The organism is Pseudomonas sp. Tri1 (assembly GCF_017968885.1).
Lineage (GTDB): Bacteria > Pseudomonadota > Gammaproteobacteria > Pseudomonadales > Pseudomonadaceae > Aquipseudomonas.
Genome location: NZ_CP072913.1, coordinates 1,217,828 through 1,241,065, shown reverse-complemented (window position 1 = coordinate 1,241,065; position 23,238 = coordinate 1,217,828). Strand labels below are relative to the sequence as shown.

Genomic DNA, 23,238 nt, shown 5'->3' with positions numbered 1-23,238 from the left:
ACTGTCAAACGACACAAAACCATTGTGGGAGCGAGCTTGCTCGCGATAGCGGTGCATCAGCCAACGACGCTGTGACTGATCGGGCGCCATCGCGAGCAAGCTCGCTCCCACGGGAAAATGCGTTGGATACAGGACTGTCAAACGACACAAAACCATTGCGGGAGCGAGCTTGCTCGCGATAGCGGTGCATCAGCCAACGATGCTGTGACTGACCGGGCGCCATCGCGAGCAGGCTCGCTCCCACGGGAAAATGCGTTGGATACAGGACTGTCAAACGACACAAAACCATTGTGGGAGCGAGCCTGCTCGCGATAGCGGTGTATCAGCCAACGATGCTGTGACTGACCGGGCGCCATCGCGAGCAGGCTCGCTCCCACAAGGACTGATGTTGGGATTGTTTTATAGAGCTGCCTGCCGAACCTGCTTCTCCAGCTCCACCTTCAACCCCGGTTCCAGCTTGAGTTGGCGTGCCAGTTCATCGAGGTAGGATTTCTCCATGAAGTTTTCCTCGTCCACCAACATGACGCTGGCGATGTACATCTCCGCGGCCATTTCCGGGGTGCTGGCAGCGCGGGCGACGTCGGTGGGGTCCAAGGGTTTGTTGAGTTCAGCGTGCAGCCAGTGTTGCAGTTCCTGGTCATTATCGAGCTTGGTGAATTCGCCTTCGATCAACTGGCGCTCACGCTCGTCCACGTGGCCATCGGCCTTGGCCGCTGCCACCAGCGCCTTGAGGATCGCCTGGCTGTGCTGCTCGACCTGTGCCGGGGGAACGCGATCCAGGGTCTGCGGTTCGGTTTTCGGTGCGTTGCCCTGCTGGGCCTGCCAGTTGCCATAGGCTTTGTAGGCGATCACGCCCAAGGCGGCCAGGCCACCATAGGCCAGGGCCTTGCCGCCGAAGTTGCGGGCTTTCTTGTTGCCCAGTAGCAGGCCCATGGCCCCGGCGGCCAACGCCCCGCCACCCGCGCCGGAAAGCATCCCGCCCAGCCCTCCGGAGCCGCCGAGCAAGCCGCCCAAACCGCCTGACGACTTGCCCTGGGCACCGCCAGCCTTGTTCTGCAACATTTCCTGACCGGACTTGAGTAGCTGATCGAGCAATCCACGGGTGTTCATTTAAGACCTCCACACATTCGGGTTAACCGGATCATTAAGGCCCCCAGCCTAGAACGAAAGTGCCCGGTCTCCTCAGCGAGATTGCTTCGAGATGTTGCCTGAAGCGCTCACTGAGCCTCAAAAAAAACGATATACACTCAGATCATTCGATAAAACCGCCTACCGGATATTCGTCCATGATGACCCTGCGCCAGATCCGTCATTTCATCGCCGTAGCCGAAACCGGTTCGATCTCCGCCGCCGCGCAAACCGCATTCATTTCCCAGTCCACCTTGACCCTGGCCATCCAGCAACTGGAACAGGAAATCGGTGTCAGCCTGTTCAATCGCCACGCCAAGGGCATGACCCTGACTCACCAGGGGCATCAATTCCTGCGCCAGGCCCACTTGATCCTGGCCACCGTCGACAACGCCAAACGCAGCCTGCAACAAAGCACCGACCAGGTGGCCGGCCAAGTCACCATCGGCGTCACCAGCCTGGTGGCCGGTTATTACCTGGCGGATCTGCTGACCCGCTTCCAGCGCGCCTACCCCAATGTGGCGATCCGCGTGATGGAAGACGAACGGCCGTACATCGAGCATCTGCTGGTCAGTGGCGAAATTGACGTCGGGGTACTGATCCTCTCCAACCTCGAAGACCGTCACGCCTTGCAAACCGAAGTATTGACCCATTCGCCCCACCGCTTGTGGCTGCCGGCCCAGCATCCGCTGCTGGAACATGACAGCATCAACCTGGCCGATGTCGCCCGCGAGCCGCTGATCCAACTCAATGTCGATGAGATGGACCGCAACGCCCAGCGCCTGTGGCGCGGTGCCGGCCTGCAACCGAAGATCACCCTGCGCACCGCCTCGACCGAAGCGGTGCGCAGCCTGGTGGCGGCCGGATTGGGGGTGTCGATACAGCCAGACATGACCTACCGCCCGTGGTCGCTGGAGGGCGACATCATCGAGGCGCGCCCGATTGCCGACCTCAGCCAGACCCTCGATGTGGGCCTGGCCTGGCGCCGGGGCACCGCGCGACCGGCGTTGGTCGATCCGTTTTTGACTGTCGCCCGGGAACAACCCCATGGTGGACGCAAGCCATCTATTTAATCGAATGCAGCCTTGAGTATTTAGAATTTGTCGGGTTTAAGGCTGAGCACTAGTCTTGCTGCATCACTGACAGCAGTAGCCCCCCCTTTTATAGAGAACGCGAACATGGCTGGCACGCAAACTCCGTTGTGTACCGCGTTGCTGATCGACGGGGAATTGGTCCCCGGTGACGGGTTTGTCGAGCCGATCCTCAACCCGGCCACAGGCGAAGTCCTGACACACATCGCCGAGGCCGGCACCGAGCAGGTTGAGGCCGCCATCCTGGCCGCCCACCGTGCCTTCGCCGGATGGTCGCGTACCACGCCGCAACAGCGCTCGAACCTGCTGCTGGAGATTGCCAGTGCCATCGAGAAAAACGCCGACTACCTGGCCCGCCTCGAATCCCTGAACTGCGGCAAGCCGCTGCACCTGGCACGCCAGGATGACCTGAACGCCACAGTGGACGTGTTCCGTTTCTTTGCTGGCGCCGTACGCTGCCAGACCGGCCAGCTCAGTGGCGAATACCTGCCCGGCTACACCAGCATGGTGCGCCGCGACCCGATTGGCGTGGTGGCGTCCATCGCGCCGTGGAATTACCCGATCATGATGGCCGCGTGGAAGATCGCCCCGGCCCTGGCCGCCGGCAATACGCTGGTGTTCAAACCGTCGGAACACACGCCGCTGTCAGTCCTGGCCTTGGCGCCAACACTGGCCGAGATCCTGCCACGAGGTGTGATCAACATCATCTGCGGGGGTGGCGAAGGGGTCGGCAGCCATCTGGTCAGCCATCCCAAAGTGCGCATGGTTTCGCTGACCGGCGATATCGTCACCGGGCAGAAGATCCTCCAGGCGGCGGCGAAAACCCTCAAGCGCACGCACCTGGAGCTGGGCGGCAAGGCGCCGGTGATCGTGTGCAACGACGCCGACCTCCAGGCGGTGGTCGAAGGCGTGCGCACCTACGGTTATTACAACGCCGGGCAGGATTGCACCGCAGCGTGCCGGATCTACGCCCAAGGCGCGATTCATGACCGCCTGGTGGCCGAGCTCGGCGCGGCGGTCAGCAGCCTGCGCTTTGCCGGCAAGCGCGATGCCGACAATGAAATCGGCCCGCTCATCAGCACCCGCCAGCGCGACCGGGTCGCCAGTTTCGTTGAGCGCGCCCTCGGCCAACCGCACATCGAGCGAATCACTGGGGCGGCCGTGCATTCTGGCGCCGGTTTCTATTACCAACCCACGCTGCTGGCCGGCTGCAAGCAAAACGATGAAATCGTCCAGCGCGAAGTGTTCGGCCCAGTGGTCACCGTGACCCGCTTCGACGAACTCAGCCAGGCAGTGGACTGGGCCAACGACTCCGAGTACGGCCTGGCGTCCTCGGTGTGGACCCAGAACCTGGACAAGGCGATGCAGGTGGCGGCGCGACTGCAATACGGCTGCACTTGGATCAACAGCCACTTCATGCTGGTCAGCGAAATGCCCCACGGCGGCCTGAAACGTTCGGGTTATGGGAAAGATCTGTCCAGCGATTCGCTCCAGGACTACAGCGTGGTGCGCCACATCATGGCCCGCCACGGCCAGCATCTGTAGATAACAGCACTACTCTAATAACAGGCCTTCAATGGCGCTTCACCCCGTTGAAACACTGCCCCGACCATAATTAAAGCAAGAGGGATTTCCATGTACGCGCACAAGACCGTATTGCTCAGCGCAATTACCACCGCGCTGTTGACCAGTGTCAGCCTCCAGGCCGCCGAACCGCTCAAGGCCGTTGGCGCCGGCGAAGGCCAACTGGATATCGTCGCCTGGCCGGGTTACATCGAACGCGGTGAAAGCGACAAAGCCTACGACTGGGTGACCGGTTTCGAGAAGGAAACCGGCTGCAAGGTCAATGTGAAAACCGCCGCGACGTCCGACGAAATGGTCAGCCTGATGTCCAAGGGCGGCTACGACCTGGTCACTGCCTCGGGTGACGCCTCGCTGCGACTGATTGCCGGCAAGCGGGTGCAGCCGATCAACACGGCATTGATCGCCAACTGGAAGAACCTCGACCCACGCCTCAAGGATGCACCGTGGTATGTGGTCAACCAGCAGACCTACGGCACCCCGTATCAGTGGGGCCCGAACGTACTGATGTACAACACCGAGGTATTCAAGCAGGCACCGACCAGTTGGGGCGTGCTATTCAACGCCCAGAACCTGCCCGACGGCAAGCCGAACAAAGGTCGTGTGCAAGCCTACGATGGCCCGATCTACATCGCCGACGCGGCGCTGTACCTCAAGACCGCCAAGCCAGAACTGGGGATCAAGGACCCGTACCAACTCGACGAAGCGCAGTACAAGGCCGTGCTGGAATTACTGCGGGCCCAGCAACCGTTGATCCACCGCTACTGGCACGACACCACCGTGCAGATGAGCGACTTCAAGAACGAAGGTGTGGTGGCGTCCGGCGCCTGGCCGTATCAGGTCAACGGCCTGATGAACGAAAAACAACCGATCGCCTCGACCATTCCGAAAGAAGGCGCCACCGGTTGGGCCGACACCACGATGCTGCACGCCGAGGCCAAGCACCCTAATTGCGCCTACAAGTGGATGGACTGGTCGCTGCAACCCAAAGTCCAGGGTGACGTGGCCGCCTGGTTTGGCTCGTTGCCAGCGGTGCCGGCGGCGTGCAAGGGCAGCGAGCTGCTCGGTGCCGAAGGCTGCAAGACCAACGGCTTCGACCAGTTCGACAAGATCGCCTTCTGGAAAACCCCGCAGGCCGAGGGCGGCAAGTTCGTGCCGTACAGCCGCTGGACCCAGGACTACATTGCGATCATGGGTGGGCGGTAAGCCTCTGTCGGCTTAGGAAACCCAGCTGAACACCGCTCTTGTGTGGGAACAAGGCTTGCCCGCGATGAAGATGACGCGGTCTCTCGGGGAACCGAGGCGCCTGTATCGCGAGCAAGCATTGCTCCCACAGATCCGATGTCCGGCCCCCACCAACAATCCAATAGAAGTCGCGCTTTCTGGAGCCCCGCACCATGACGCTTGCAGTCCAATTCACCCAGGTATCCCGTCAGTTTGGCGAAGTGAAGGCCGTTGACCGGGTTTCCATCGACATTCAGGACGGCGAGTTCTTTTCCATGCTGGGCCCTTCCGGCTCAGGCAAGACCACCTGCCTGCGCTTGATCGCCGGGTTCGAACAACCCAGTGCCGGCTCGATCTGCATCCATGGCGAAGAAGCCGCCGGGCTGCCGCCCTATCAGCGGGACGTCAACACGGTGTTCCAGGATTACGCGCTCTTCCCGCATATGAATGTGCGCGACAACGTGGCCTACGGTTTGAAAGTCAAAGGCGTCGCCAAGGCCGAGCGCATCAAGCGCGCCGACGAAGCACTGGAGATGGTGGCCCTGGGTGGCTATGGCGAGCGCAAGCCGGTGCAACTCTCAGGCGGCCAGCGTCAACGCGTGGCCCTGGCCCGTGCCCTGGTCAACCGCCCGCGGGTGTTGCTGCTGGACGAACCGCTGGGCGCCCTCGACCTGAAGCTGCGCGAACAGATGCAGGGCGAGTTGAAGAAACTGCAGCGCCAGTTGGGCATCACCTTCATTTTCGTCACCCACGACCAGACCGAAGCCTTGTCGATGTCCGACCGCGTGGCGGTGTTCAACAAGGGCCGCATCGAACAGGTCGATACACCGCGCAACCTGTACATGAAACCGGCAACCACTTTCGTCGCTGAATTCGTCGGTACTTCCAATGTGATTCGCGGTGAACTGGCCCGAGAACTGAGCGGTTCCCCACAGCCGTTCTCGATCCGTCCGGAACACGTGCGCTTCGCCGAGGGCCCATTGGCCGCTCATGAAATAGAAGTCCACGGTCTGCTTCACGACATCCAATACCAGGGCAGCGCCACGCGCTACGAGTTGAAGCTTGCCAACGGCCAGACCCTGAACCTCAGCCAGGCCAATACCCAGTGGCTCGACAACACCGCCCAGCACCAGACCGGCCAGCACCTGAGCGTACGCTGGGCGCGGGAGGCGATGGTCGCACTGCATGATACTGTCGGCAGTGAGGTGTGAGATGAACACCCTGGCCATCAACCAAACGCCTGCATCCGGTTCGCCGTTGCGGCGTTTTTCCAACCTGCTGTACCGCCGCCCCAACCTCTACCTGTCGATGTTGCTGGTGCCGCCGTTGATCTGGTTCGGTGCGATCTACCTGGGCTCGCTGCTGACCTTGCTCTGGCAGGGCTTCTACACTTTCGATGACTTCACCATGGCGGTCACCCCCGACCTGACCCTGGCGAACTTCACGGCACTGTTCCAACCGTCGAACTTCGACATCATCCTGCGCACCTTGAGCATGGCCATCGTCGTGTCCATCGCCAGCGCCATCGTCGCGTTCCCGATTGCCTACTACATGGCGCGCTACACCAGCGGCAAGACCAAGGCGTTTTTCTACATCGCGGTGATGCTGCCGATGTGGGCCAGCTACATCGTCAAGGCCTATGCCTGGACGCTGCTGCTGGCCAAGGGCGGCGTGGCGCAATGGTTCGTCCAGCACCTGGGGCTGGAACCACTGTTGCAGTTCGTTCTGGGGATTCCCGGCGTGGGCGGCAGCACCTTGTCCACCTCACACCTGGGACGTTTCCTGGTGTTCGTCTACATCTGGCTGCCGTTCATGATCCTGCCGATCCAGGCGTCCCTGGAACGCTTGCCACCGTCGCTGCTGCAAGCCTCGGCAGACTTGGGCGCCAGACCGCGCCAGACGTTCATGCAGGTGATCTTGCCGCTGTCGATCCCGGGCATTGCCGCCGGCTCGATCTTCACCTTCTCGCTGACGTTGGGGGATTTCATCGTGCCGCAATTGGTGGGCCCGCCGGGTTATTTCGTCGGCAGCATGGTCTACGCCCAGCAAGGCGCCATCGGCAACATGCCCATGGCCGCGGCGTTCACGCTGGTGCCCATTGTGCTGATTGCCATCTACCTGTCTATCGTCAAGCGCCTGGGGGCTTTCGATGCACTCTGAAAAATCATCCTGGGGCCTGAAGATCGCTGCGTGGGGCGGGCTGGTGTTCCTGCATTTCCCGATCCTGATCATCTTCCTCTACGCCTTCAACACCGAAGACGCCGCGTTCAGCTTTCCGCCCAAGGGCCTGACCCTGAAGTGGTTCAGCGTCGCCTTCGCGCGCCCGGATGTACTGGAGGCGATCAAGCTGTCGCTACAGATCGCGGCCATCGCCACGCTGATCGCCATGGTGCTCGGTACGCTGGCCTCGGCCGCACTGTACCGTCGCGACTTCTTCGGCAAGCAGGGCATTTCGCTGATGCTGATCCTGCCAATTGCCCTGCCAGGCATCATCACCGGCATTGCCCTGCTGGCGACCTTCAAGACCCTGGGGATCGAGCCTGGCATGTTCACCATCATCGTCGGTCACGCGACCTTCTGTGTGGTGATCGTCTACAACAACGTCATCGCCCGCCTGCGCCGCACGTCCCACAGCCTGATCGAGGCCTCGATGGACCTGGGTGCCGACGGCTGGCAGACCTTTCGCTACATCATCCTGCCCAATCTCGGCTCGGCGCTACTGGCTGGCGGGATGCTGGCGTTTGCGCTGTCGTTCGACGAAATCATCGTCACCACCTTCACCGCCGGCCACGAACGCACCCTGCCGCTGTGGTTGCTCAACCAGCTCAGCCGCCCCCGCGACGTGCCGGTGACCAATGTGGTGGCGATGCTGGTGATGATAGTAACGATGCTGCCGATACTGGGCGCTTATTACCTGACCCGGGGCGGTGAGAGCGTGGCGGGGAGTGGCGGGAAATGATCAACGGTGATCGCTCACTGTGGGACCGCAATCCTGTGGGAGCGAGCTTGCTCGCGAAGGCGTCGTGTCAATCGCTGTAAAGGGTGAATGATCCACCGCTATCGCGAGCAAGCTCGCTCCCCACAGGGGACTTGGAAACCTTCAAGAGGACATGAACATGCAAACCAAACTGCTGATCAACGGTCACCTGGTAAACGGCGAAGGCCCCGGCCAGGCTGTGTTCAACCCCGCGCTGGGTCGGGTGCTGGTGGAAATCAATGAGGCCAGCGAAGCCCAGGTCGATGCCGCTGTGCGTGCGGCCGACAGTGCCTTTGAAAGCTGGTCCCAGGTCCCGCCCAAGGACCGTTCCCTGCTGTTACTCAAACTGGCCGATGCCATCGAAGCCCACGGCGAAGAACTGGCAAAACTGGAATCGGACAATTGCGGCAAACCCCTGAGCGCCGCGCTGAACGACGAGATCCCGGCGATCGCCGATGTGTTCCGCTTCTTTGCCGGCGCCAGCCGCTGCATGAGCGGCTCGGCGGGCGGCGAATACCTGCCGGGGCACACCTCGATGATCCGCCGCGACCCGGTGGGCGTGGTCGCCTCCATCGCACCGTGGAACTACCCGCTGATGATGGTCGCCTGGAAAATCGCCCCGGCCCTGGCCGCCGGTAATACCGTGGTGCTCAAGCCGTCGGAACAGACCCCGCTGACCGCGTTACGCCTGGCGGAACTGGCATCGGAAATTTTCCCGGCAGGTGTGCTCAACGTGGTGTTCGGTCGTGGGCAGACCGTCGGCCAGCCGCTGGTGACCCATCCAAAAGTGCGCATGGTGTCACTGACCGGCTCCATCGCCACCGGCGCAAACATCATTTCCAGCACTGCCGACAGCGTCAAGCGCACGCACATGGAGCTGGGCGGCAAGGCCCCGGTGATCATTTTCGACGACGCCGACATCGACGCGGCGGTGGAAGGCATCCGCACCTTCGGTTTCTACAATGCTGGCCAGGACTGCACCGCCGCGTGCCGCATCTATGCCCAGCAAGGCATCTACGAGCAGTTTGTCGAAAAGCTCGGCGCCGCAGTGAGCAGCATCATGTATGGCCTGCAAACGGCGCCGGACACCGAAATGGGGCCGCTGATCACCGCCCAGCACCGTGACCGCGTGGCAGGGTTCGTCGAACGGGCCATCGCCCAGCCGCATATCCGCCTGATCACCGGTGGCAAGGCGGTGGAGGGCAACGGGTTCTTCTTCGAACCAACGGTATTGGCCGACGCCCAGCAGGACGACGAAATCGTCCGTCGGGAAGTTTTCGGCCCGGTGGTATCCGTCACCCCCTTCGTCGACGAAGCGCAGGTACTGGCCTGGGCCAACGATTCGGACTATGGCCTGGCCTCATCGGTGTGGACCGCCGACATCGGCCGCGCCCATCGCCTGTCGGCACGCCTGCAATACGGCTGCACCTGGGTCAACACTCACTTCATGCTCGTCAGCGAAATGCCCCATGGCGGTCAGAAACGTTCCGGCTATGGCAAGGACATGTCCATGTATGGGCTGGAGGACTACACGGTGGTGCGGCATGTGATGTTCAAGCATTGAAGCCAAGACAACGTTAGCAACACACGCTCGCGCTCGCCCTGCCTGCGCGCTGCCAAGGTTTTCGTCGACTGGTGCACGCTCGCCGGTTGACGGAAATCCTGGCAGGACCTAGCGCGTCGACAACGTATACACCTTGGAGATTAGCCATGGCCTCGCCCGTTTTGTCCTTTCGTGTGGAAGAAGGCCTGGCCATCATCACCGTGCTTGATCAGAATCTGGAAACACTGCGCATCGCATCCACCAGGTAGCGCATAGCGATCCGGTCGTTTTCCGACAGTTCCCGATAGCGCTCCACCAGCCTTAACTCTTCCAGGCTGAGCCGGCGCGTCCTGCGCGGGTTGATCAGGCCTGGAAAGATCCCCAGCATTTCGGTAATGCCCTGTATTTTTGTCATGAACGTTGTCCTTCTGTACGTCGAATGGCCTGATAGCGCCGTCTGCATCGCGGATCGAACCGTCTATCAAGCTAAAGAATAGGGAGGATTCATAGCGTGAAAAGGGAGTTTTAGAGTAATTAGTCAAAAAAAGCCGAAATCCTGATAAAAAAAGAAATATCTGTAAGAAAATTTAACTAAGCCGCGCTTTCCTTTCTCTATATGCCCGCATATCCCCTATGATTTTGCCCCTTGGTGAACCGATCCAGCTCTCAGGTATCTGTTCTAACGTCTGTTGCGTTTGGCCAAAGGCATGTTCGAACTCCTTCATCAATCTTCGCGGCCAGGAACGGCTCGGGATTTTTTCGAGAAAGGTTGTATCTATGCACCGCAGGAACCTGCTCAAGGCCTCCATGGCCTTCGCCGCCTACACCGGACTTTCGGCCTCCGGCCTCATGGCCGCACGCGCCTGGGCTGCCGATCAGACCGCCGATGGCGAAGCCCGTCCTTTCGATTTCAATGCCCTGAAAGACCAGGCCCGGCAACTGGCCGCGAGCCGCTACGTCGACACTAAGCAAGTCCTGCCGCAAACCCTGGCCCTGATGTCGCCCCTGCAGTTCAACGCGATCCAGTACGACGCCAACCACTCCTTGTGGAACCAGCTGGACGGTCAGTTGGACGTGCAATTTTTCCATGTCGGCATGGGCTTCAAGCAGCCAGTGCGCATGTACAGCGTCGATCCCAAGACCCGCCAGGCCCGTGAAGTGCACTTCCGCCCGGAGCTGTTCAACTATGAGAAGACCACGGTCAACACCTCGCAGCTGACCGGTGACCTGGGCTTTTCCGGGTTTCGGGTGTTCAAGGCACCGGAGCTGGATCGTCACGACATCCTTTCGTTTCTGGGGGCCAGTTATTTCCGCGCCGTGGACGCCAGTGGCCAATACGGGCTGTCCGCCCGCGGATTGGCCATCGACACCTACGCCAAGAAACGTGAGGAGTTCCCGGACTTCACCAAGTTCTGGTTCGAAACCCCGGACAAGAACAGCACCCGTTTCGTGGTCTACGCCCTGCTCGACTCCCCCAGCGCCACCGGGGCCTATCGGTTTGACATCGATTGCCAGCCGACCCGCGTGGTGATGGAGGTCGATGCGCACATCAACGCCCGTACCGCCATCGAACAACTGGGTATCGCCCCCATGACCAGCATGTTCAGTTGCGGCACCGTCGAGCGGCGCATGTGCGACACCATTCACCCGCAAATCCACGACTCCGACCGCCTGGCCATGTGGCGCGGCAACGGCGAATGGGTGTGCCGCCCGTTGAACAACCCCGCCAACCTGCAATTCAATGCCTATGCCGACAAGGACCCGAAAGGCTTCGGCCTGGTGCAGACCGACCACGACTTTGCCAGCTACCAGGACACCGTGGACTGGTACAGCAAGCGCCCGAGCCTGTGGGTCGAGCCTACGACAGCCTGGGGCGAAGGCTCTGTCGATCTGCTGGAAATCCCTACCACCGGCGAAACCCTGGATAACATCGTTGCGTTCTGGACACCGAAAAAACCGGTGGCTGCCGGTGATTCACTGAATTATGGCTACAAGCTCTACTGGAGCGCCTTGCCACCGGTGAGTACGGACCTGGCGCATGTCGACGCGACCCGTTCAGGCATGGGCGGCTTCATCGAAGGCTGGGCACCGGGCGAGCATTACCCGACCGTCTGGGCACGGCGCTTTGCCGTGGACTTCAGCGGTGGCGGCCTCGACCAATTGCCCCCGGGCACTGGCATCGAACCGGTGGTGACCTGCTCCCATGGCGAGGTGAAGGACTTCAACGTACTGCTGCTGGATTCGGTCAAGGGCTACCGGATCACCTTCGACTGGTACCCGACCGACGATCGCGTGGACCCGGTGCAGATGCGCCTGTTCATTCGCACCAAAGACCGGACCTTGAGTGAGACTTGGCTGTACCAGTACTTCCCACCGGCGCCGGATAAGCGCAAGTATCCCTGAGATTGATTCGGCGTCTGGACTGGCTCGCGATGAGGCCGGTACAGCCACCGAATACTCCTGTCCGATAAACAAAAGCCCCGGCCAAATCGACCGGGGCTTTTTGCGTTACCAAACACTCAATCGCGCAAATCCGACTCATGAATCGGCTGGTCCCGATGCGTGGCCCGCTGGTACTGCGCCGGCCACGTGGCCTTGCGTCCGCCCAGGTCATCATCGGCGTGCAGGGCCCAGTACGGATCACGTAACAATTCCCGGGCGAGGAAAATGATGTCGGCCTGGCAGGTACGCAGGATGTGCTCGGCCTGAGCCGGTTCGGTAATCATGCCGACGGTGCCGGTGGCAATTTCCGACTCCTTGCGCACCCGCTCCGCGAACCGCGTCTGGTAACCCGGGCCGGTGGGGATCTCCGCATTCGCGGCAGTGCCGCCCGATGACACATCGATCAAGTCCACTCCCACGGCCCTGAGTCGTCGTGCCAGCTCCACGGTTTCATCCGGGTTCCAACCGTCCTCGACCCAGTCGGTGGCAGAGACGCGCACGAACACTGGCAACTCTTCAGGCCAGACGGCCCGCACCGCTTCGGTCACTTGCAACACCAGGCGGATACGGTTCTCGAACGAGCCGCCATATTGATCACGCCGCTGATTGCTCAAGGGCGACAGGAATTGGTGCAACAGATAGCCATGGGCCGCGTGGACCTCGACCACTTTGAAGCCCGCCGTGAGGGCACGTTTGGCCGAATCGACGAATGCCTGGACAACACCGGCGATCTGCCCTTCGTCCAGTTGGGCCGGCGGAGTGTGTTGCGGGTCGAAGGCAATCGGGGACGGACCCACCGGCACCCAGCCGCCGTCTTCCGGTTTTACACTGCCGTGCTTGCCCAGCCACGGGCGCCAGGTGCTGGCCTTGCGCCCGGCGTGGGCCAGCTGAATACCCGGCACGGCGCCCTGAGCGGTGATGAAACGGGTGATGCGTTGCAGAGGCTCGATCTGTTCGTCGTTCCACAGCCCCAGGTCCTGGGCAGTGATGCGGCCATCTGCGGTGACCGCGGTGGCCTCGGTGAACACCAGGCCAGCACCGCCCACAGCACGGCTACCGAGATGCACCAGGTGCCAGTCGTTGGCCAAGCCATCGGCGCTTGAATACTGGCACATCGGCGACACCGCGATGCGATTGGGCAGGGTCAATTGGCGAACGGTATAGGGTTCCAGCAGCAGACTCATGGGGCACCTCTCGAATCAGTGGGCAGGCTCCAGGGTTCTGTTTGAAAAGTCGACGAGTGACAAAAGGTGCAACACCCGCCCCCGCGGGCAACGAAAAATCGACAAGACGTCACAACGGCTATCAAGCAGTGCTTAGAGCCTAGTCGACAACCCGGGATCAGGGTGGGTTCAGAATTAAAAACCGACAGTGTGGCGCAATGCTGTTCACGCAAGGCTTGCCTGAATTCCTGTGGCAAGAGAGCAAGCTCCCTCGCTACAGGGCCCGGGGACGATAGACGGGGGTATGCCTACCGCGGCTCGATGTGGGCAATCATCAACTGCACCGTTTCCTGGCCGCGGAACTCGTTGAGGTCGAGTTTGTAGGCCAGTTCGACCCAGCGCACGGTGGGGTTTGGCCAAACCTCACGGTCGATACCAAAGGCGATGCCATCGAGTTTCACCGAACCACACTCGCTCTTGAGCACCACCTTCAGATGCCGTTCGCCCACCACCCGCTGCTCCACCAATTGAAACAGGCCGTGGAACATCGGCTCCGGGAAATGCTGGCCCCAGGGGCCGGCGTGACGCAGCGCCCGGGCCAGTTCCAAGTGGAATTCCTCCACCGCCAGGGTGCCATCCGACAGCAGGCGTCCGGTCAGGTCTTCTTCGCGCAATTGCCGACGCACTTCAGCGTCGAATGCCTCGGCGAACAAAGGGAAATTCGCTTCCGGCAAGGTCAGGCCCGCCGCCATCGCGTGACCGCCGTACTTGCTGATCAGGGTCGGATGCTGCGCCGCCACGACACTCAGCGCATCGCGAATATGAAACCCTGGCACTGAGCGACCCGAGCCCTTGAGCAAACCGTCGCCGGCATCGGCAAAGGCGATGGTCGGACGGAAATAGCGCTCTTTCATACGCGAGGCGAGGATGCCGATAACCCCTTGGTGCCACTGCGGATCGAACAGGCACAAACCAAACGGCATCGACTCCACCGGCAGGTCCTTGAGCTGGGCCAGGGCTTCGCGCTGCATGCCTTGCTCGATGGATTTGCGATCCTGGTTCATGCCGTCCAGCTGCGCCGCCATCTCCCGCGCCAAGGCCGCATCGTCGGTGAGCAGGCACTCGATACCCAGGCTCATGTCGTCCAGGCGCCCCGCCGCATTCAGACGCGGACCGAGGATAAACCCGAGGTCCGTGGAGGTGATGCGCGAATGATCACGCTTGGCCACTTCGAGGAGGGCCTTGATACCGGGACGAGCACGCCCAGCGCGAATCCGCTCCAGCCCCTGGTGCACCAGAATGCGATTATTGGCGTCCAGGGGCACCACGTCGGCCACGCTGCCCAAGGCCACCAGGTCCAACAGTTCGCCAATGTTCGGCTGGGGTTTGCTGGCATACCAACCCAGGCCGCGCAGACGAGCCCGCAGCGCCATCAGCACATAAAAGATTACCCCGACACCCGCCAGCGCCTTGCTCGGGAACTCACAGCCCGGCTGGTTCGGGTTGACGATAGCATCGGCCATCGGCAGTTCGAGGCCCGGCAAGTGGTGGTCGGTGACCAGCACATTGAGCCCCGCCGCTTTCGCCGCCGCCACGCCTTCCACACTGGAAATGCCATTGTCCACGGTGATCAGCAACTGCGGCTCACGAGCCAGGGCGACTTCGACGATTTCCGGAGTCAGCCCGTAGCCATACTCGAAGCGATTGGGCACCAGATAGTCGACATGGGCCGCGCCGAGCAAGCGTAGCCCGAGCATGCCCACGGTGCTGGCGGTCGCACCGTCGGCATCGAAATCGCCGACGATCAGGATCCGCTGGCGTTGCTCCAGCGCCACCACCAACAGATCCACCGCCGCGTCGATGCCCTTGAGTTGCTGATAAGGAATCAAACGCGCCAGGCTCTTGTCCAGTTCAGCCTCGGACTGCACGCCACGGGCCGCATACAGGCGGGTCAACAGCGGCGGCAGGTCACCGAGAAATGGCAGGGTGTCGGGTAGCTGGCGGGGTTCTATGCGCATGGGGTGACGGATATTTCTCTATGGATCGTAGGGATTGTGTCTATTGCACTGTCCAGCATTGCGGGATCAGCCGCGCTCACCCAGCAACCATTGCAACTGCACTTCATGCTGGCCACGGTCGTCGGTCACGAAAATCGTTCCTTCGCTGATCATTACATCCCACTTGATTACGCGAGGCATGTCCTGGGCCAGGGTTTCGAGCACTTCTTGAGGCACAGCGGCGATGTTGACGTTCTTCAGATTCTTGACGGCCGGGATCACCTTGCCCTCCCAGACCCGTAGGCTGCCGTAGGCCAGCAGGCTGGTGCGCTCGGTGCGACGCGAGCACCAGGTCAGGCGGTCGGCGTCGGGCTGGCCGACTTCGATCCAGTGCAACACACGGTCATCCAGGCTTTTTTCCCACAAGGCGGGTTCATCGACGTCTGACAGACCACGTCCGAATGCCAGCAATTCGTTGTACCAGAAAGCGTAAGCCAGCAGACGCACGGTCATGCGCTCCTCGGTTTCCGAGGGATGGCGGGCAATGGTCTGCTTCACGTTCTCGTACACATTGCGGTCGAGGTCAGTGAGGTTCAGTTCAAACTTATAGGTCGTGGACGGCTGGGCCATGAACGGGCTTCTTGATACGAGGAAAGGCGGCAAGTCTAACCGATGACACGGGCAATCCACGAATTGCCGACCATCAACCTGCGGCGACTGACACTGGCCTATGATAAAACGCTCTATTCGTTCTGCTTTTGTCCTACAGGATTTCTCATGTCGCTAACTGCCAAACCCCTTGCCGGCGTCAAAGTCATCGAACTGGGTACCTTGATCGCCGGGCCTTTTGCCTCGCGCATCTGCGGTGAGTTCGGTGCCGAGGTGATCAAGGTCGAATCGCCTGACGGCGGCGACCCGCTGCGCAAGTGGCGCAAGCTGTATGAAGGGACATCGTTGTGGTGGTTCGTCCAGGCGCGCAACAAAAAATCCCTGACCCTGAACCTCAAGCACCCTGAAGGCCTGACGATTCTGAAAAAATTGATCGGCGAAGCCGACATCCTGATCGAGAATTTTCGCCCCGGCGTGCTGGAAAAGCTCGGACTGGGCTGGGATGTGTTGCACGCACTGAATCCGAAACTGGTAATGGTCCGGCTTTCAGGCTTCGGCCAGACCGGACCGATGAAAGACCAGCCCGGGTTCGGCGCGGTGGGTGAGTCCATGGGTGGACTGCGCTACATCACTGGGTTCGAGGACCGCCCGCCGGTGCGCACCGGAATCTCCATCGGCGACTCGATCGCGGCGCTCTGGGGCGTGATTGGCGCACTGATGGCCCTGCGTCACCGCGAGATCAATGGCGGGGCCGGACAAGTGGTCGATGTGGCGTTGTATGAAGCGATCTTCGCCATGATGGAAAGCATGGTGCCGGAATTCGACGTGTTCGGTTTCATCCGCGAGCGCACCGGCAATATCATGCCCGGCATCACCCCCTCATCCATCCACACCAGCGCCGACGGCAAGCATGTGCAGATTGGCGCCAATGGCGACGCGATCTTCAAGCGCTTCATGCAGATCATCGGCCGTGACGACCTGGCCAATGACCCGCAACTGGCCAGCAATGATGGCCGTGACAGCCGCCGCGACGAGTTGTACGGGGTCATCGATCGTTGGGTCAACTCACTGCCGCTCGATGCCGTTATCGAGCAACTGAACCAGGCCGGGGTCCCGGCCAGCCGGATCTTCAGCGCCGAGGATATGTTCAGCGACCCGCAGTTCCTCGCCCGGGAAATGTTCCTACAGGCCAAGCTGCCAGACGGCAAGGCGTTCAAGATGCCGGGCATCGTACCGAAACTCTCTGACACACCGGGCACCTGCGAATGGGTCGGACCGGCATTGGGGGAGCACAATGCGCAGGTACTCGGGGAGCTTGGCTATGATGCACAGCAGATCGCCAAATTGCGCGCCGACGGAGCCATTTAACGCACCATATGGGATCTGCCGTGAACGAAAAGCTGTGTTCACTGAAGATCAACTGTGGAAGCGAGTCTGCTCGCGATAGCATCGGTTCAGTCGACTTGATGTTGACTGGCACACCGCTATCGCGAGCAAGCCCGCTCCCACACGGGTTCAGCGCTGCTCAGTTGGCTGAGCGAGCTGTAATCTTAAATGCCGGACAAAAAGAAACCCCGAGAAGTGGGGAGACGACTCGGGGTTAAACGTGACCATTCGAGGTCAGTACAACAAGCGACAAGCACCGGAGCACAATGCTCGCTCTTGTTGGTAAAAGATCTGACTCTCCAGAACGTAAGAAGGTTCCCACAAAATCTCGGTCAATTCGGGACAGTCATGACCTTGTCGCGCGCCAGATTGCGCAGCGCCGCGATCACGCAGGGCTCCAGGCGACCCTCGGCAATCAGTACATCGCGGTGCAGACCATCGACCACGTCCGTCAGTTGGCGCTTGTCGGTCAATTGAGCCTGGTTGAACACCCGCTCAACCATGATGCTCCCAGCGGTATTCGTCAGCGTCACCCGGCATTCGCCCTTGGCGCCGGAGGGAGTCAGCGTAACCTGATACGGGCTTAAAGCCTCACCTAGCAATAGGTTGATACTTTCCATTCGCTCACCCTTCAATAGTCCGAAAACAACTGCATGTACCCAGTAAGTGACCGTGGGCTGCAGCAGAAAGTTCGTCAGCGTACCGAGCCGGCACCCCAAACCTGTTCAACCGAGCATGCGCGTCCAATATGACAGGCAAACAACAACCTTCTAGGTAAGCCATTTATGTGGCGACCGGCCTCGCTCAAGCGAGGAATTTGTCGGAGCGGCTCCACCGCCGCCCGACATCCACCCAGCCGCCTAAAATGCCGCGCAGCTGCCCATCGGCCCCGTAGAAGGGCACCGACCAATGGTAAATCTCCCGCAGCCCGCTGTTGAACAGCAACTGCCGATCGACAAATCGAGACTGGCCGGTGCGCAGTTGCTCCATCACTTCCCCATGCAGCAACTGCGCCGTGGCCGGGGGAAACGCTGCTGAGTCGGTCCAGCGCGTACCCCGCAGTTTTTCGAAGCGAGTCGCAAACTGCTCTTCGTAGCTTTTGTTGCACATGACTAGGCGCCCTTCCAGATCACGGATGAATATCGGATCGGGAATGGCATCCATCAAGGCTCTCTGGAGCATCAACTGGTCCTTGAGGACGGCCTCGGCCTTGAGGCGTTGATCGATCTGTGTCTGCAGGCGACGGTTCCACAACAGGGACAGGAAGCCGAACAAGACGACCACGGTCACGCACCAGTAGCCCCAACGAGACATACGCAACCAGATCGATGGTGCCTGGGCTGGGGTAATGCCCGCCATCCATTTGGCGCGCAGGGCGCGCATGTCCTCGGCCGGGAAGATTTCCAGCGCTTTATTCAAGATACTCAGTAACGGAGCCAGGTCTTGGCGCACCGCCAGATAGTCCGGTTCCCACTTGCCCTCAAGGCCACTTCCTACCTGCAGCTGTCCGGCCGGATACAAATGCACCCCGGTTTCATTTTCGATGGTGGCATAGGCCTCCCGGCTCTCCACCAGCGCCCGTGCCTCCCCATACGTCTTGGTCGTGCGCAATTCGATGGCCGGGTAGTCGCGCCTGATTTCCGCCTCCAAGGCATGCCGTGCCGGCAACGCCAGGACCTTGCCCTCAAGCTGCTTCAGCGAATGGAGTACCGACTCCCCGTCGCGGCCGACGAACACCCAGCCGGAACCGCCAAATGCATGGCTGAAACTGAGGAAATCCCGACGCTCATCGTTCATTGCCAGGAGAGTCGTCATGTCAGCCTCGCCATTCTCCAGCATCGTCAGCAACTGACCGGGGGAAAACGATTCCCGATGTACGAACTCCAGCCCTGTCATTTGTGCAATACGCTGGAGAATTTCATGGTTCAGCCCGTCCCACTGCCCCAGTTCATTCTTGAACAGGTACAGCGGAAACTGCATAGAGGCCACGATGACGCGGGGGTTCTCCTTGATCCACTTCAACTCCTGCACGTCCAGAACCACCCGCTCGCCGGGCTCGAACGGTGGCGTTTCGAAGGCCGCCAACTGTGCCGCACCACCCTTCGCCCCCCAGCACATCAAGGCCAGGCCCATCACCCAGCCCAGTGCTGGTTTGCCTTTGATAAAAAACAACATCTGCATTTCCTTCGAGATTACCCGCCCATCCCTCCAAGGGCGAAAACCCGGCCAGTTTGGCATGCAGAAACAAGAAAGCCCGTCAGGAGACGGGCTTCAAAATGTGACAGGTTTCAGCGGTTAGAGCGGCTTGCCGCGGTTGCCATGCTGACTGACAAAGGCCTGCACGGCTTTCAGATCGTTAGGCAACACGGTGCAACGCTCATCTCGCTCAAACAAATCAGAAAGATGAGCAGGCAGCTCAAGTGCTTTTCCTACGCCTGCTTTCTCCACAGCTTCCGGAAACTTGACCGGGTGCGCAGTACCCAGGATCACCATCGGGATATCCAGGCTACGACGGCACTCACGGGCGGCTCTCACGCCGATAGCAGTGTGCGGATCGAGCAATTCACCGCTCTGCTCGAACACCTCGGCAATGGTTTCGCAAGTTTGCGCATCGTCCACCGCCAGGGAATCGAACAGCTTGCGCGCTTCGGTCCAGCGTTCAGGCTCGACACTGAAACCACCGCCCTGGCGGAAACTGTCCATCAGGCCGGCAATCGCCGCGCCATTGCGCCCGTGCAGGTCGAACAGCAAGCGCTCGAAGTTCGACGAGACCATGATGTCCATCGAAGGCGACAACGTGGCGTGCAGGGTTTCCTTGACGTACTGGTTACCGCTCATGAAGCGATGCAGGATGTCGTTGCGATTGGTGGCGACGATCAATTGATTGATCGGCAGCCCCATGTTGCGCGCCAGGTAACCGGCGAAGATATCGCCGAAGTTGCCGGTAGGCACCGAGAACGACACCGAACGGGCCGGGCCACCCAGTTGCAGGGCCGCATGGAAGTAATAAACGATCTGGGCCATGATCCGCGCCCAGTTGATCGAGTTCACTGCCACCAGCCGCGTACCCTTGAGGAAGCTCTGGTCGGCGAAACTGGCCTTGACCATTTCCTGGCAGTCATCGAAGTTACCCTCGATGGCGATGTTGTGGATGTTATCGCCGAAAATCGTCGTCATCTGCCGACGCTGCACTTCCGAGACGCGGTTGTGCGGATGCAGGATGAAAATATCGACGTTTTCGCAATGCTTGCAGCCTTCGATGGCCGCCGAACCGGTATCGCCGGAGGTTGCACCGACAATGACTACCCGCTCGCCACGCTTTTGCAGCACGTAGTCAAGCAAGCGACCGAGCAGTTGCAGGGCGAAGTCCTTGAAGGCCAGGGTCGGGCCGTGGAACAGCTCCAGCACCCATTCGTTACCATTGAGCTGACGCAACGGTGCGATGGCGTTGTGGGAAAAGACACCATAGGTCTCTTCCAGAATCTTCTTGAAATCGGCGTCCGGAATGCTGCCGGCGACGAACGGACGCATCACCCGGAAGGCCAGCTCGTGATACGGCAGGCCGGCCCAGGAGGCAATTTCTTCCTGGGTGAAACGCGGCAGGTTTTCCGGCACATAGAGGCCGCCGTCGGTAGCCAGGCCAGCCAACAGGACATCTTCGAAATTCAGGGCCGGTGCCTGGCCGCGGGTGCTGATATAGCGCATGGGGCAAACCTTCGGTTTGGGCTTCAAGCTTCAGGCGACAAGCGGCAAGTGAGAAGCGGCTCGGCTTCTACTTGCAGCTTGCGGCTTGGCGCTTGCCGCTAAATTAATTCAAATGTTCAACGCGGATACGGACCACCGGGCCATCGACGCCCTGGAGCGCCTCCAGCGCCTTGATGGCATCGTTGATGCGCTGCTCGACCACACGGTGGGTCAGCAGGATCATCGGCACCAGGCCGTCGTGCTCCTCGACTTCCTTCTGCATGATCGACTCGATGTTGATGCCGCGCTCCGAAAGGATACTCGCCACTTGGGCCAGGACACCCGGATGGTCCTTGGCCTGGATACGCAGGTAGTAGGCACTTTCGCATGCTTCGATCGGAAGAATCGGATGATCCGACAACGAATCCGGCTGGAACGCCAGGTGCGGCACCCGGTTCTCCGGATCGGAGGTCATTGCGCGAACCACATCCACCAAGTCGGCCACCACCGAGGACGCCGTCGGTTCCATACCGGCACCGGCACCGTAGAACAGGGTCGAGCCGGCGGCATCACCATTGACCATCACCGCGTTCATCACGCCATTGACGTTGGCGATCAGGCGGTCAGCCGGGATCAGCGTCGGATGCACGCGCAGCTCGATGCCACTGGCGGTGCTGCGGGCCACGCCCAGGTGCTTGATGCGGTAGCCCAAGGCTTCGGCGTAGTTCACGTCAGCGGTGGTCAGCTGGGTGATGCCTTCGGTGTAGGCCTTGTCGAACTGCAATGGGATACCGAAGGCGATGGACGCCAGGATCGTCAGCTTGTGCGCTGCGTCGATACCTTCCACGTCGAAGGTCGGATCGGCCTCGGCATAACCCAGGGCCTGAGCTTCGGCGAGCACGTCCTCGAAGGTGCGACCTTTCTCACGCATCTCGGTGAGGATGAAGTTGCCAGTACCGTTGATGATCCCGGCCACCCAGTTGATGCGGTTGGCCGACAGGCCCTCGCGGATCGCCTTGATCACTGGAATACCACCGGCCACGGCGGCTTCGAACGCAACGATCACGCCCTTCTCGCGAGCCTTGGCGAAAATCTCATTACCGTGAACGGCGATAAGCGCCTTGTTCGCGGTGACCACATGCTTGCCATTCTCGATGGCCTTGAGTACCAGCTCGCGGGCAACGGTATAGCCGCCCATCAGCTCTATGACGATGTCGATCTCAGGGTTCGTGGCCACTTCGAAAACATCGTTGGTAATCGCAATACCGGTCGTTTGGAACTGAGGCTTTGGCGTGCGCATGGCAATTTGTGCCACTTCGATTCCACGCCCGGCACGCCGAGAAATTTCCTCGGCGTTACGCTGAAGTACGTTGAAGGTGCCGCCACCGACGGTACCTAACCCACAGATGCCTACTTTGACCGGATTCACTCTTGACTCCCCATGAAACGGCCGACGCAAGGTCGGCCGTGAAATACAGCCGCGCAGTAACGCGACTCAGTGTTTAACGGCCCGACGAAGGTTTCGCCGAGCCGATATCTTCAGAAACGGACCACTCATGATCATTTCGCGCCAAGGGCCAGTTTGGCGACTTGTGGCGCCGGCTGGTAGCCCGGAATTACCTGACCATCGGCCAAAACAATCGCTGGCGTACCGTTCACACCTATTGACTGGCCAAGGGCAAACTGCTTGGAAACCGGGTTCTCGCACTTGGCGGCCTTGATTTCCTTGCCGTCGACCATCTTGTCCATCGCCGCTTTCTTGTCCTTGGAACACCACACCGCCTGCAACTGTTCGTCACCCGGCGAGCCCAGGCCCTGGCGCGGGAACGCAACGTAGCGCACTTCGATGCCGCGCTTGTTCAGCTCCGGCACTTCGGCGTGCAGCTTGTGGCAATACGGGCAGGTGGTATCAGTGAACACCGTGATGTGGGACTTGGTTTCACCGACCGCAGGGTAAACCACAGTTTCGGCAACCGGAATGCCGTTGATCAGTTTGGAAATGCCCTGGCGCTCGGTGATCTCGGTGAGATTGACCGGCTTGCCGTCCTTGAGCTCGAACAGGTTGCCCTGGACGATGTACTGCCCGTCGGCGCTGGCGTACAACACCCGGCTGCCCTTGAGCTTGACTTCATACAGGCCGGCCATGGGGCTGGCAGAGATGGCTTCGATCGGCACTTCGAGCTGAAGGTTTTCCAGGCTCTTGCGGATAGCCTTGTCGGCTGCGTCGTCGGCAATGGCAAAGGTACTGGCCAACGCAATGGCGGCGGCGGTGAATAGCTGGATCAAACGCATGGGAACTCCTGAGGCGAACAAATGGGACGGGGAAACGCCGACCCGCAGATTCGGGTTCCAGCCGCCCACTGTGCAAACCGGCAAAGCCTACCACATAAGGCCCGCATGGCCGAATGCCGGT

The 23,238-nt window shown here is 60.6% G+C and carries 19 protein-coding genes; 9 read left to right on the top strand and 10 right to left on the bottom strand.

Features of this window, described 5'->3' with window-relative positions; translation table 11 throughout:
- Window positions 1-399 precede the first annotated feature (399 nt).
- Window positions 400-1,110: a tellurite resistance TerB family protein gene (locus tag J9870_RS05400; RefSeq protein ID WP_210643009.1), complete on the bottom strand. Its 711-nt coding sequence runs from the start codon at window positions 1,108-1,110 to the stop codon at window positions 400-402.
- Window positions 1,111-1,286: 176 nt separating this feature from the next.
- Here J9870_RS05400 and J9870_RS05395 point away from each other — a divergent pair, with 176 nt between their 5' ends.
- The 7 genes from J9870_RS05395 (at window position 1,287) to J9870_RS05365 (ending at window position 9,565) form a co-directional block, all read left to right on the top strand.
- Window positions 1,287-2,201: a LysR family transcriptional regulator gene (locus J9870_RS05395; protein WP_210643008.1), complete on the top strand. Its 915-nt coding sequence runs from the start codon at window positions 1,287-1,289 to the stop codon at window positions 2,199-2,201.
- Between the two features lie 105 nt (window positions 2,202-2,306).
- Complete coding sequence (locus J9870_RS05390; RefSeq protein WP_210643007.1) at window positions 2,307-3,764, top strand: gamma-aminobutyraldehyde dehydrogenase; 1,458 nt, start codon at window positions 2,307-2,309, stop codon at window positions 3,762-3,764.
- Window positions 3,765-3,854: 90 nt separating this feature from the next.
- A complete protein-coding gene (ydcS, locus tag J9870_RS05385; protein ID WP_210643006.1) occupies window positions 3,855-5,006 on the top strand; it encodes a putative ABC transporter substrate-binding protein YdcS in 1,152 nt (383 codons plus the stop codon).
- A 191-nt stretch (window positions 5,007-5,197) separates the two neighbouring features.
- Window positions 5,198-6,235: an ABC transporter ATP-binding protein gene (locus tag J9870_RS05380; RefSeq protein ID WP_210643005.1), complete on the top strand. Its 1,038-nt coding sequence runs from the start codon at window positions 5,198-5,200 to the stop codon at window positions 6,233-6,235.
- A 1-nt stretch (window position 6,236) separates the two neighbouring features.
- Window positions 6,237-7,184, top strand: coding sequence for an ABC transporter permease (locus J9870_RS05375; protein WP_210643004.1), 948 nt, complete (start codon window positions 6,237-6,239; stop codon window positions 7,182-7,184).
- Window positions 7,174-7,983, top strand: a complete 810-nt coding sequence (locus J9870_RS05370; RefSeq protein WP_116831540.1) for an ABC transporter permease — start codon at window positions 7,174-7,176, stop codon at window positions 7,981-7,983. Before J9870_RS05375 ends, J9870_RS05370 begins: the two co-directional genes overlap by 11 nt.
- Before the next feature lie 157 nt (window positions 7,984-8,140).
- A complete protein-coding gene (locus J9870_RS05365; protein WP_210643003.1) occupies window positions 8,141-9,565 on the top strand; it encodes a gamma-aminobutyraldehyde dehydrogenase in 1,425 nt (474 codons plus the stop codon).
- A gap of 208 nt (window positions 9,566-9,773) precedes the next feature.
- Here J9870_RS05365 and J9870_RS05360 read toward each other — a convergent pair whose 3' ends face one another.
- Window positions 9,774-9,959, bottom strand: a complete 186-nt coding sequence (locus tag J9870_RS05360; protein WP_135843868.1) for a hypothetical protein — start codon at window positions 9,957-9,959, stop codon at window positions 9,774-9,776.
- A 362-nt stretch (window positions 9,960-10,321) separates the two neighbouring features.
- Here J9870_RS05360 and J9870_RS05355 point away from each other — a divergent pair, with 362 nt between their 5' ends.
- On the top strand, window positions 10,322-11,947 hold the full coding sequence (locus J9870_RS05355; protein WP_210643002.1) for a glucan biosynthesis protein D: 1,626 nt from the start codon (window positions 10,322-10,324) through the stop codon (window positions 11,945-11,947).
- A 116-nt stretch (window positions 11,948-12,063) separates the two neighbouring features.
- Here J9870_RS05355 and J9870_RS05350 read toward each other — a convergent pair whose 3' ends face one another.
- The 3 genes from J9870_RS05350 to J9870_RS05340 all read right to left on the bottom strand — a co-directional run bounded on the left by J9870_RS05350 (window position 12,064) and on the right by J9870_RS05340 (window position 15,776).
- Window positions 12,064-13,170 carry an NADH:flavin oxidoreductase/NADH oxidase gene (locus tag J9870_RS05350; RefSeq protein ID WP_210643001.1) on the bottom strand — a complete coding sequence of 369 codons (1,107 nt, stop codon included), beginning with the start codon at window positions 13,168-13,170 and terminating at the stop codon, window positions 12,064-12,066.
- A gap of 287 nt (window positions 13,171-13,457) precedes the next feature.
- Window positions 13,458-15,167: a single-stranded-DNA-specific exonuclease RecJ gene (recJ, locus tag J9870_RS05345; protein WP_210643000.1), complete on the bottom strand. Its 1,710-nt coding sequence runs from the start codon at window positions 15,165-15,167 to the stop codon at window positions 13,458-13,460.
- A gap of 66 nt (window positions 15,168-15,233) precedes the next feature.
- Window positions 15,234-15,776 carry a YaeQ family protein gene (locus tag J9870_RS05340; RefSeq protein ID WP_003198109.1) on the bottom strand — a complete coding sequence of 181 codons (543 nt, stop codon included), beginning with the start codon at window positions 15,774-15,776 and terminating at the stop codon, window positions 15,234-15,236.
- 147 nt (window positions 15,777-15,923) lie between these two features.
- Here J9870_RS05340 and J9870_RS05335 point away from each other — a divergent pair, with 147 nt between their 5' ends.
- Window positions 15,924-17,123 (top strand): CaiB/BaiF CoA-transferase family protein, encoded by a 1,200-nt coding sequence (locus J9870_RS05335; RefSeq protein ID WP_210642999.1) that lies wholly within the window; start codon window positions 15,924-15,926, stop codon window positions 17,121-17,123.
- 350 nt (window positions 17,124-17,473) lie between these two features.
- Here the strand turns inward: J9870_RS05335 and J9870_RS05330 are convergent, their stop codons facing one another.
- From J9870_RS05330 to J9870_RS05310, 5 genes are all read right to left on the bottom strand, one after another.
- Window positions 17,474-17,761 carry a DUF3509 domain-containing protein gene (locus J9870_RS05330; RefSeq protein WP_210642998.1) on the bottom strand — a complete coding sequence of 96 codons (288 nt, stop codon included), beginning with the start codon at window positions 17,759-17,761 and terminating at the stop codon, window positions 17,474-17,476.
- A gap of 184 nt (window positions 17,762-17,945) precedes the next feature.
- Complete coding sequence (locus J9870_RS05325; protein ID WP_210642997.1) at window positions 17,946-19,316, bottom strand: transporter substrate-binding domain-containing protein; 1,371 nt, start codon at window positions 19,314-19,316, stop codon at window positions 17,946-17,948.
- 120 nt (window positions 19,317-19,436) lie between these two features.
- Window positions 19,437-20,846, bottom strand: coding sequence for a threonine synthase (gene thrC, locus J9870_RS05320; RefSeq protein ID WP_210642996.1), 1,410 nt, complete (start codon window positions 20,844-20,846; stop codon window positions 19,437-19,439).
- A 103-nt stretch (window positions 20,847-20,949) separates the two neighbouring features.
- The gene (locus J9870_RS05315; RefSeq protein WP_210642995.1) at window positions 20,950-22,254 is read right to left on the bottom strand and encodes a homoserine dehydrogenase; all 1,305 of its coding nucleotides are present in this window, start codon (window positions 22,252-22,254) and stop codon (window positions 20,950-20,952) included.
- A 131-nt stretch (window positions 22,255-22,385) separates the two neighbouring features.
- Window positions 22,386-23,117: a DsbC family protein gene (locus J9870_RS05310; protein ID WP_210642994.1), complete on the bottom strand. Its 732-nt coding sequence runs from the start codon at window positions 23,115-23,117 to the stop codon at window positions 22,386-22,388.
- Window positions 23,118-23,238 lie beyond the last annotated feature (121 nt).

Excerpts from the sequence above, each read along its gene's own strand:
- J9870_RS05360 (WP_135843868.1), bottom strand. The coding sequence starts at position 9,959 with ATGACAAAAATACAGGGCATTACCGAAATGCTGGGGATCTTTCCAGGC.
- recJ (WP_210643000.1), bottom strand. The coding sequence starts at position 15,167 with ATGCGCATAGAACCCCGCCAGCTACCCGACACCCTGCCATTTCTCGGT.
- J9870_RS05375 (WP_210643004.1), top strand. The coding sequence starts at position 6,237 with ATGAACACCCTGGCCATCAACCAAACGCCTGCATCCGGTTCGCCGTTG.
- J9870_RS05340 (WP_003198109.1), bottom strand. The coding sequence starts at position 15,776 with ATGGCCCAGCCGTCCACGACCTATAAGTTTGAACTGAACCTCACTGAC.
- J9870_RS05380 (WP_210643005.1), top strand. The coding sequence starts at position 5,198 with ATGACGCTTGCAGTCCAATTCACCCAGGTATCCCGTCAGTTTGGCGAA.
- J9870_RS05390 (WP_210643007.1), top strand. The coding sequence starts at position 2,307 with ATGGCTGGCACGCAAACTCCGTTGTGTACCGCGTTGCTGATCGACGGG.
- J9870_RS05330 (WP_210642998.1), bottom strand. The coding sequence starts at position 17,761 with ATGGAAAGTATCAACCTATTGCTAGGTGAGGCTTTAAGCCCGTATCAG.
- ydcS (WP_210643006.1), top strand. The coding sequence starts at position 3,855 with ATGTACGCGCACAAGACCGTATTGCTCAGCGCAATTACCACCGCGCTG.
- J9870_RS05310 (WP_210642994.1), bottom strand. The coding sequence starts at position 23,117 with ATGCGTTTGATCCAGCTATTCACCGCCGCCGCCATTGCGTTGGCCAGT.
- thrC (WP_210642996.1), bottom strand. The coding sequence starts at position 20,846 with ATGCGCTATATCAGCACCCGCGGCCAGGCACCGGCCCTGAATTTCGAA.
- J9870_RS05350 (WP_210643001.1), bottom strand. The coding sequence starts at position 13,170 with ATGAGTCTGCTGCTGGAACCCTATACCGTTCGCCAATTGACCCTGCCC.
- J9870_RS05395 (WP_210643008.1), top strand. The coding sequence starts at position 1,287 with ATGATGACCCTGCGCCAGATCCGTCATTTCATCGCCGTAGCCGAAACC.
- J9870_RS05335 (WP_210642999.1), top strand. The coding sequence starts at position 15,924 with ATGTCGCTAACTGCCAAACCCCTTGCCGGCGTCAAAGTCATCGAACTG.
- J9870_RS05325 (WP_210642997.1), bottom strand. The coding sequence starts at position 19,316 with ATGTTGTTTTTTATCAAAGGCAAACCAGCACTGGGCTGGGTGATGGGC.
- J9870_RS05400 (WP_210643009.1), bottom strand. The coding sequence starts at position 1,110 with ATGAACACCCGTGGATTGCTCGATCAGCTACTCAAGTCCGGTCAGGAA.
- J9870_RS05370 (WP_116831540.1), top strand. The coding sequence starts at position 7,174 with ATGCACTCTGAAAAATCATCCTGGGGCCTGAAGATCGCTGCGTGGGGC.
- J9870_RS05355 (WP_210643002.1), top strand. The coding sequence starts at position 10,322 with ATGCACCGCAGGAACCTGCTCAAGGCCTCCATGGCCTTCGCCGCCTAC.
- J9870_RS05365 (WP_210643003.1), top strand. The coding sequence starts at position 8,141 with ATGCAAACCAAACTGCTGATCAACGGTCACCTGGTAAACGGCGAAGGC.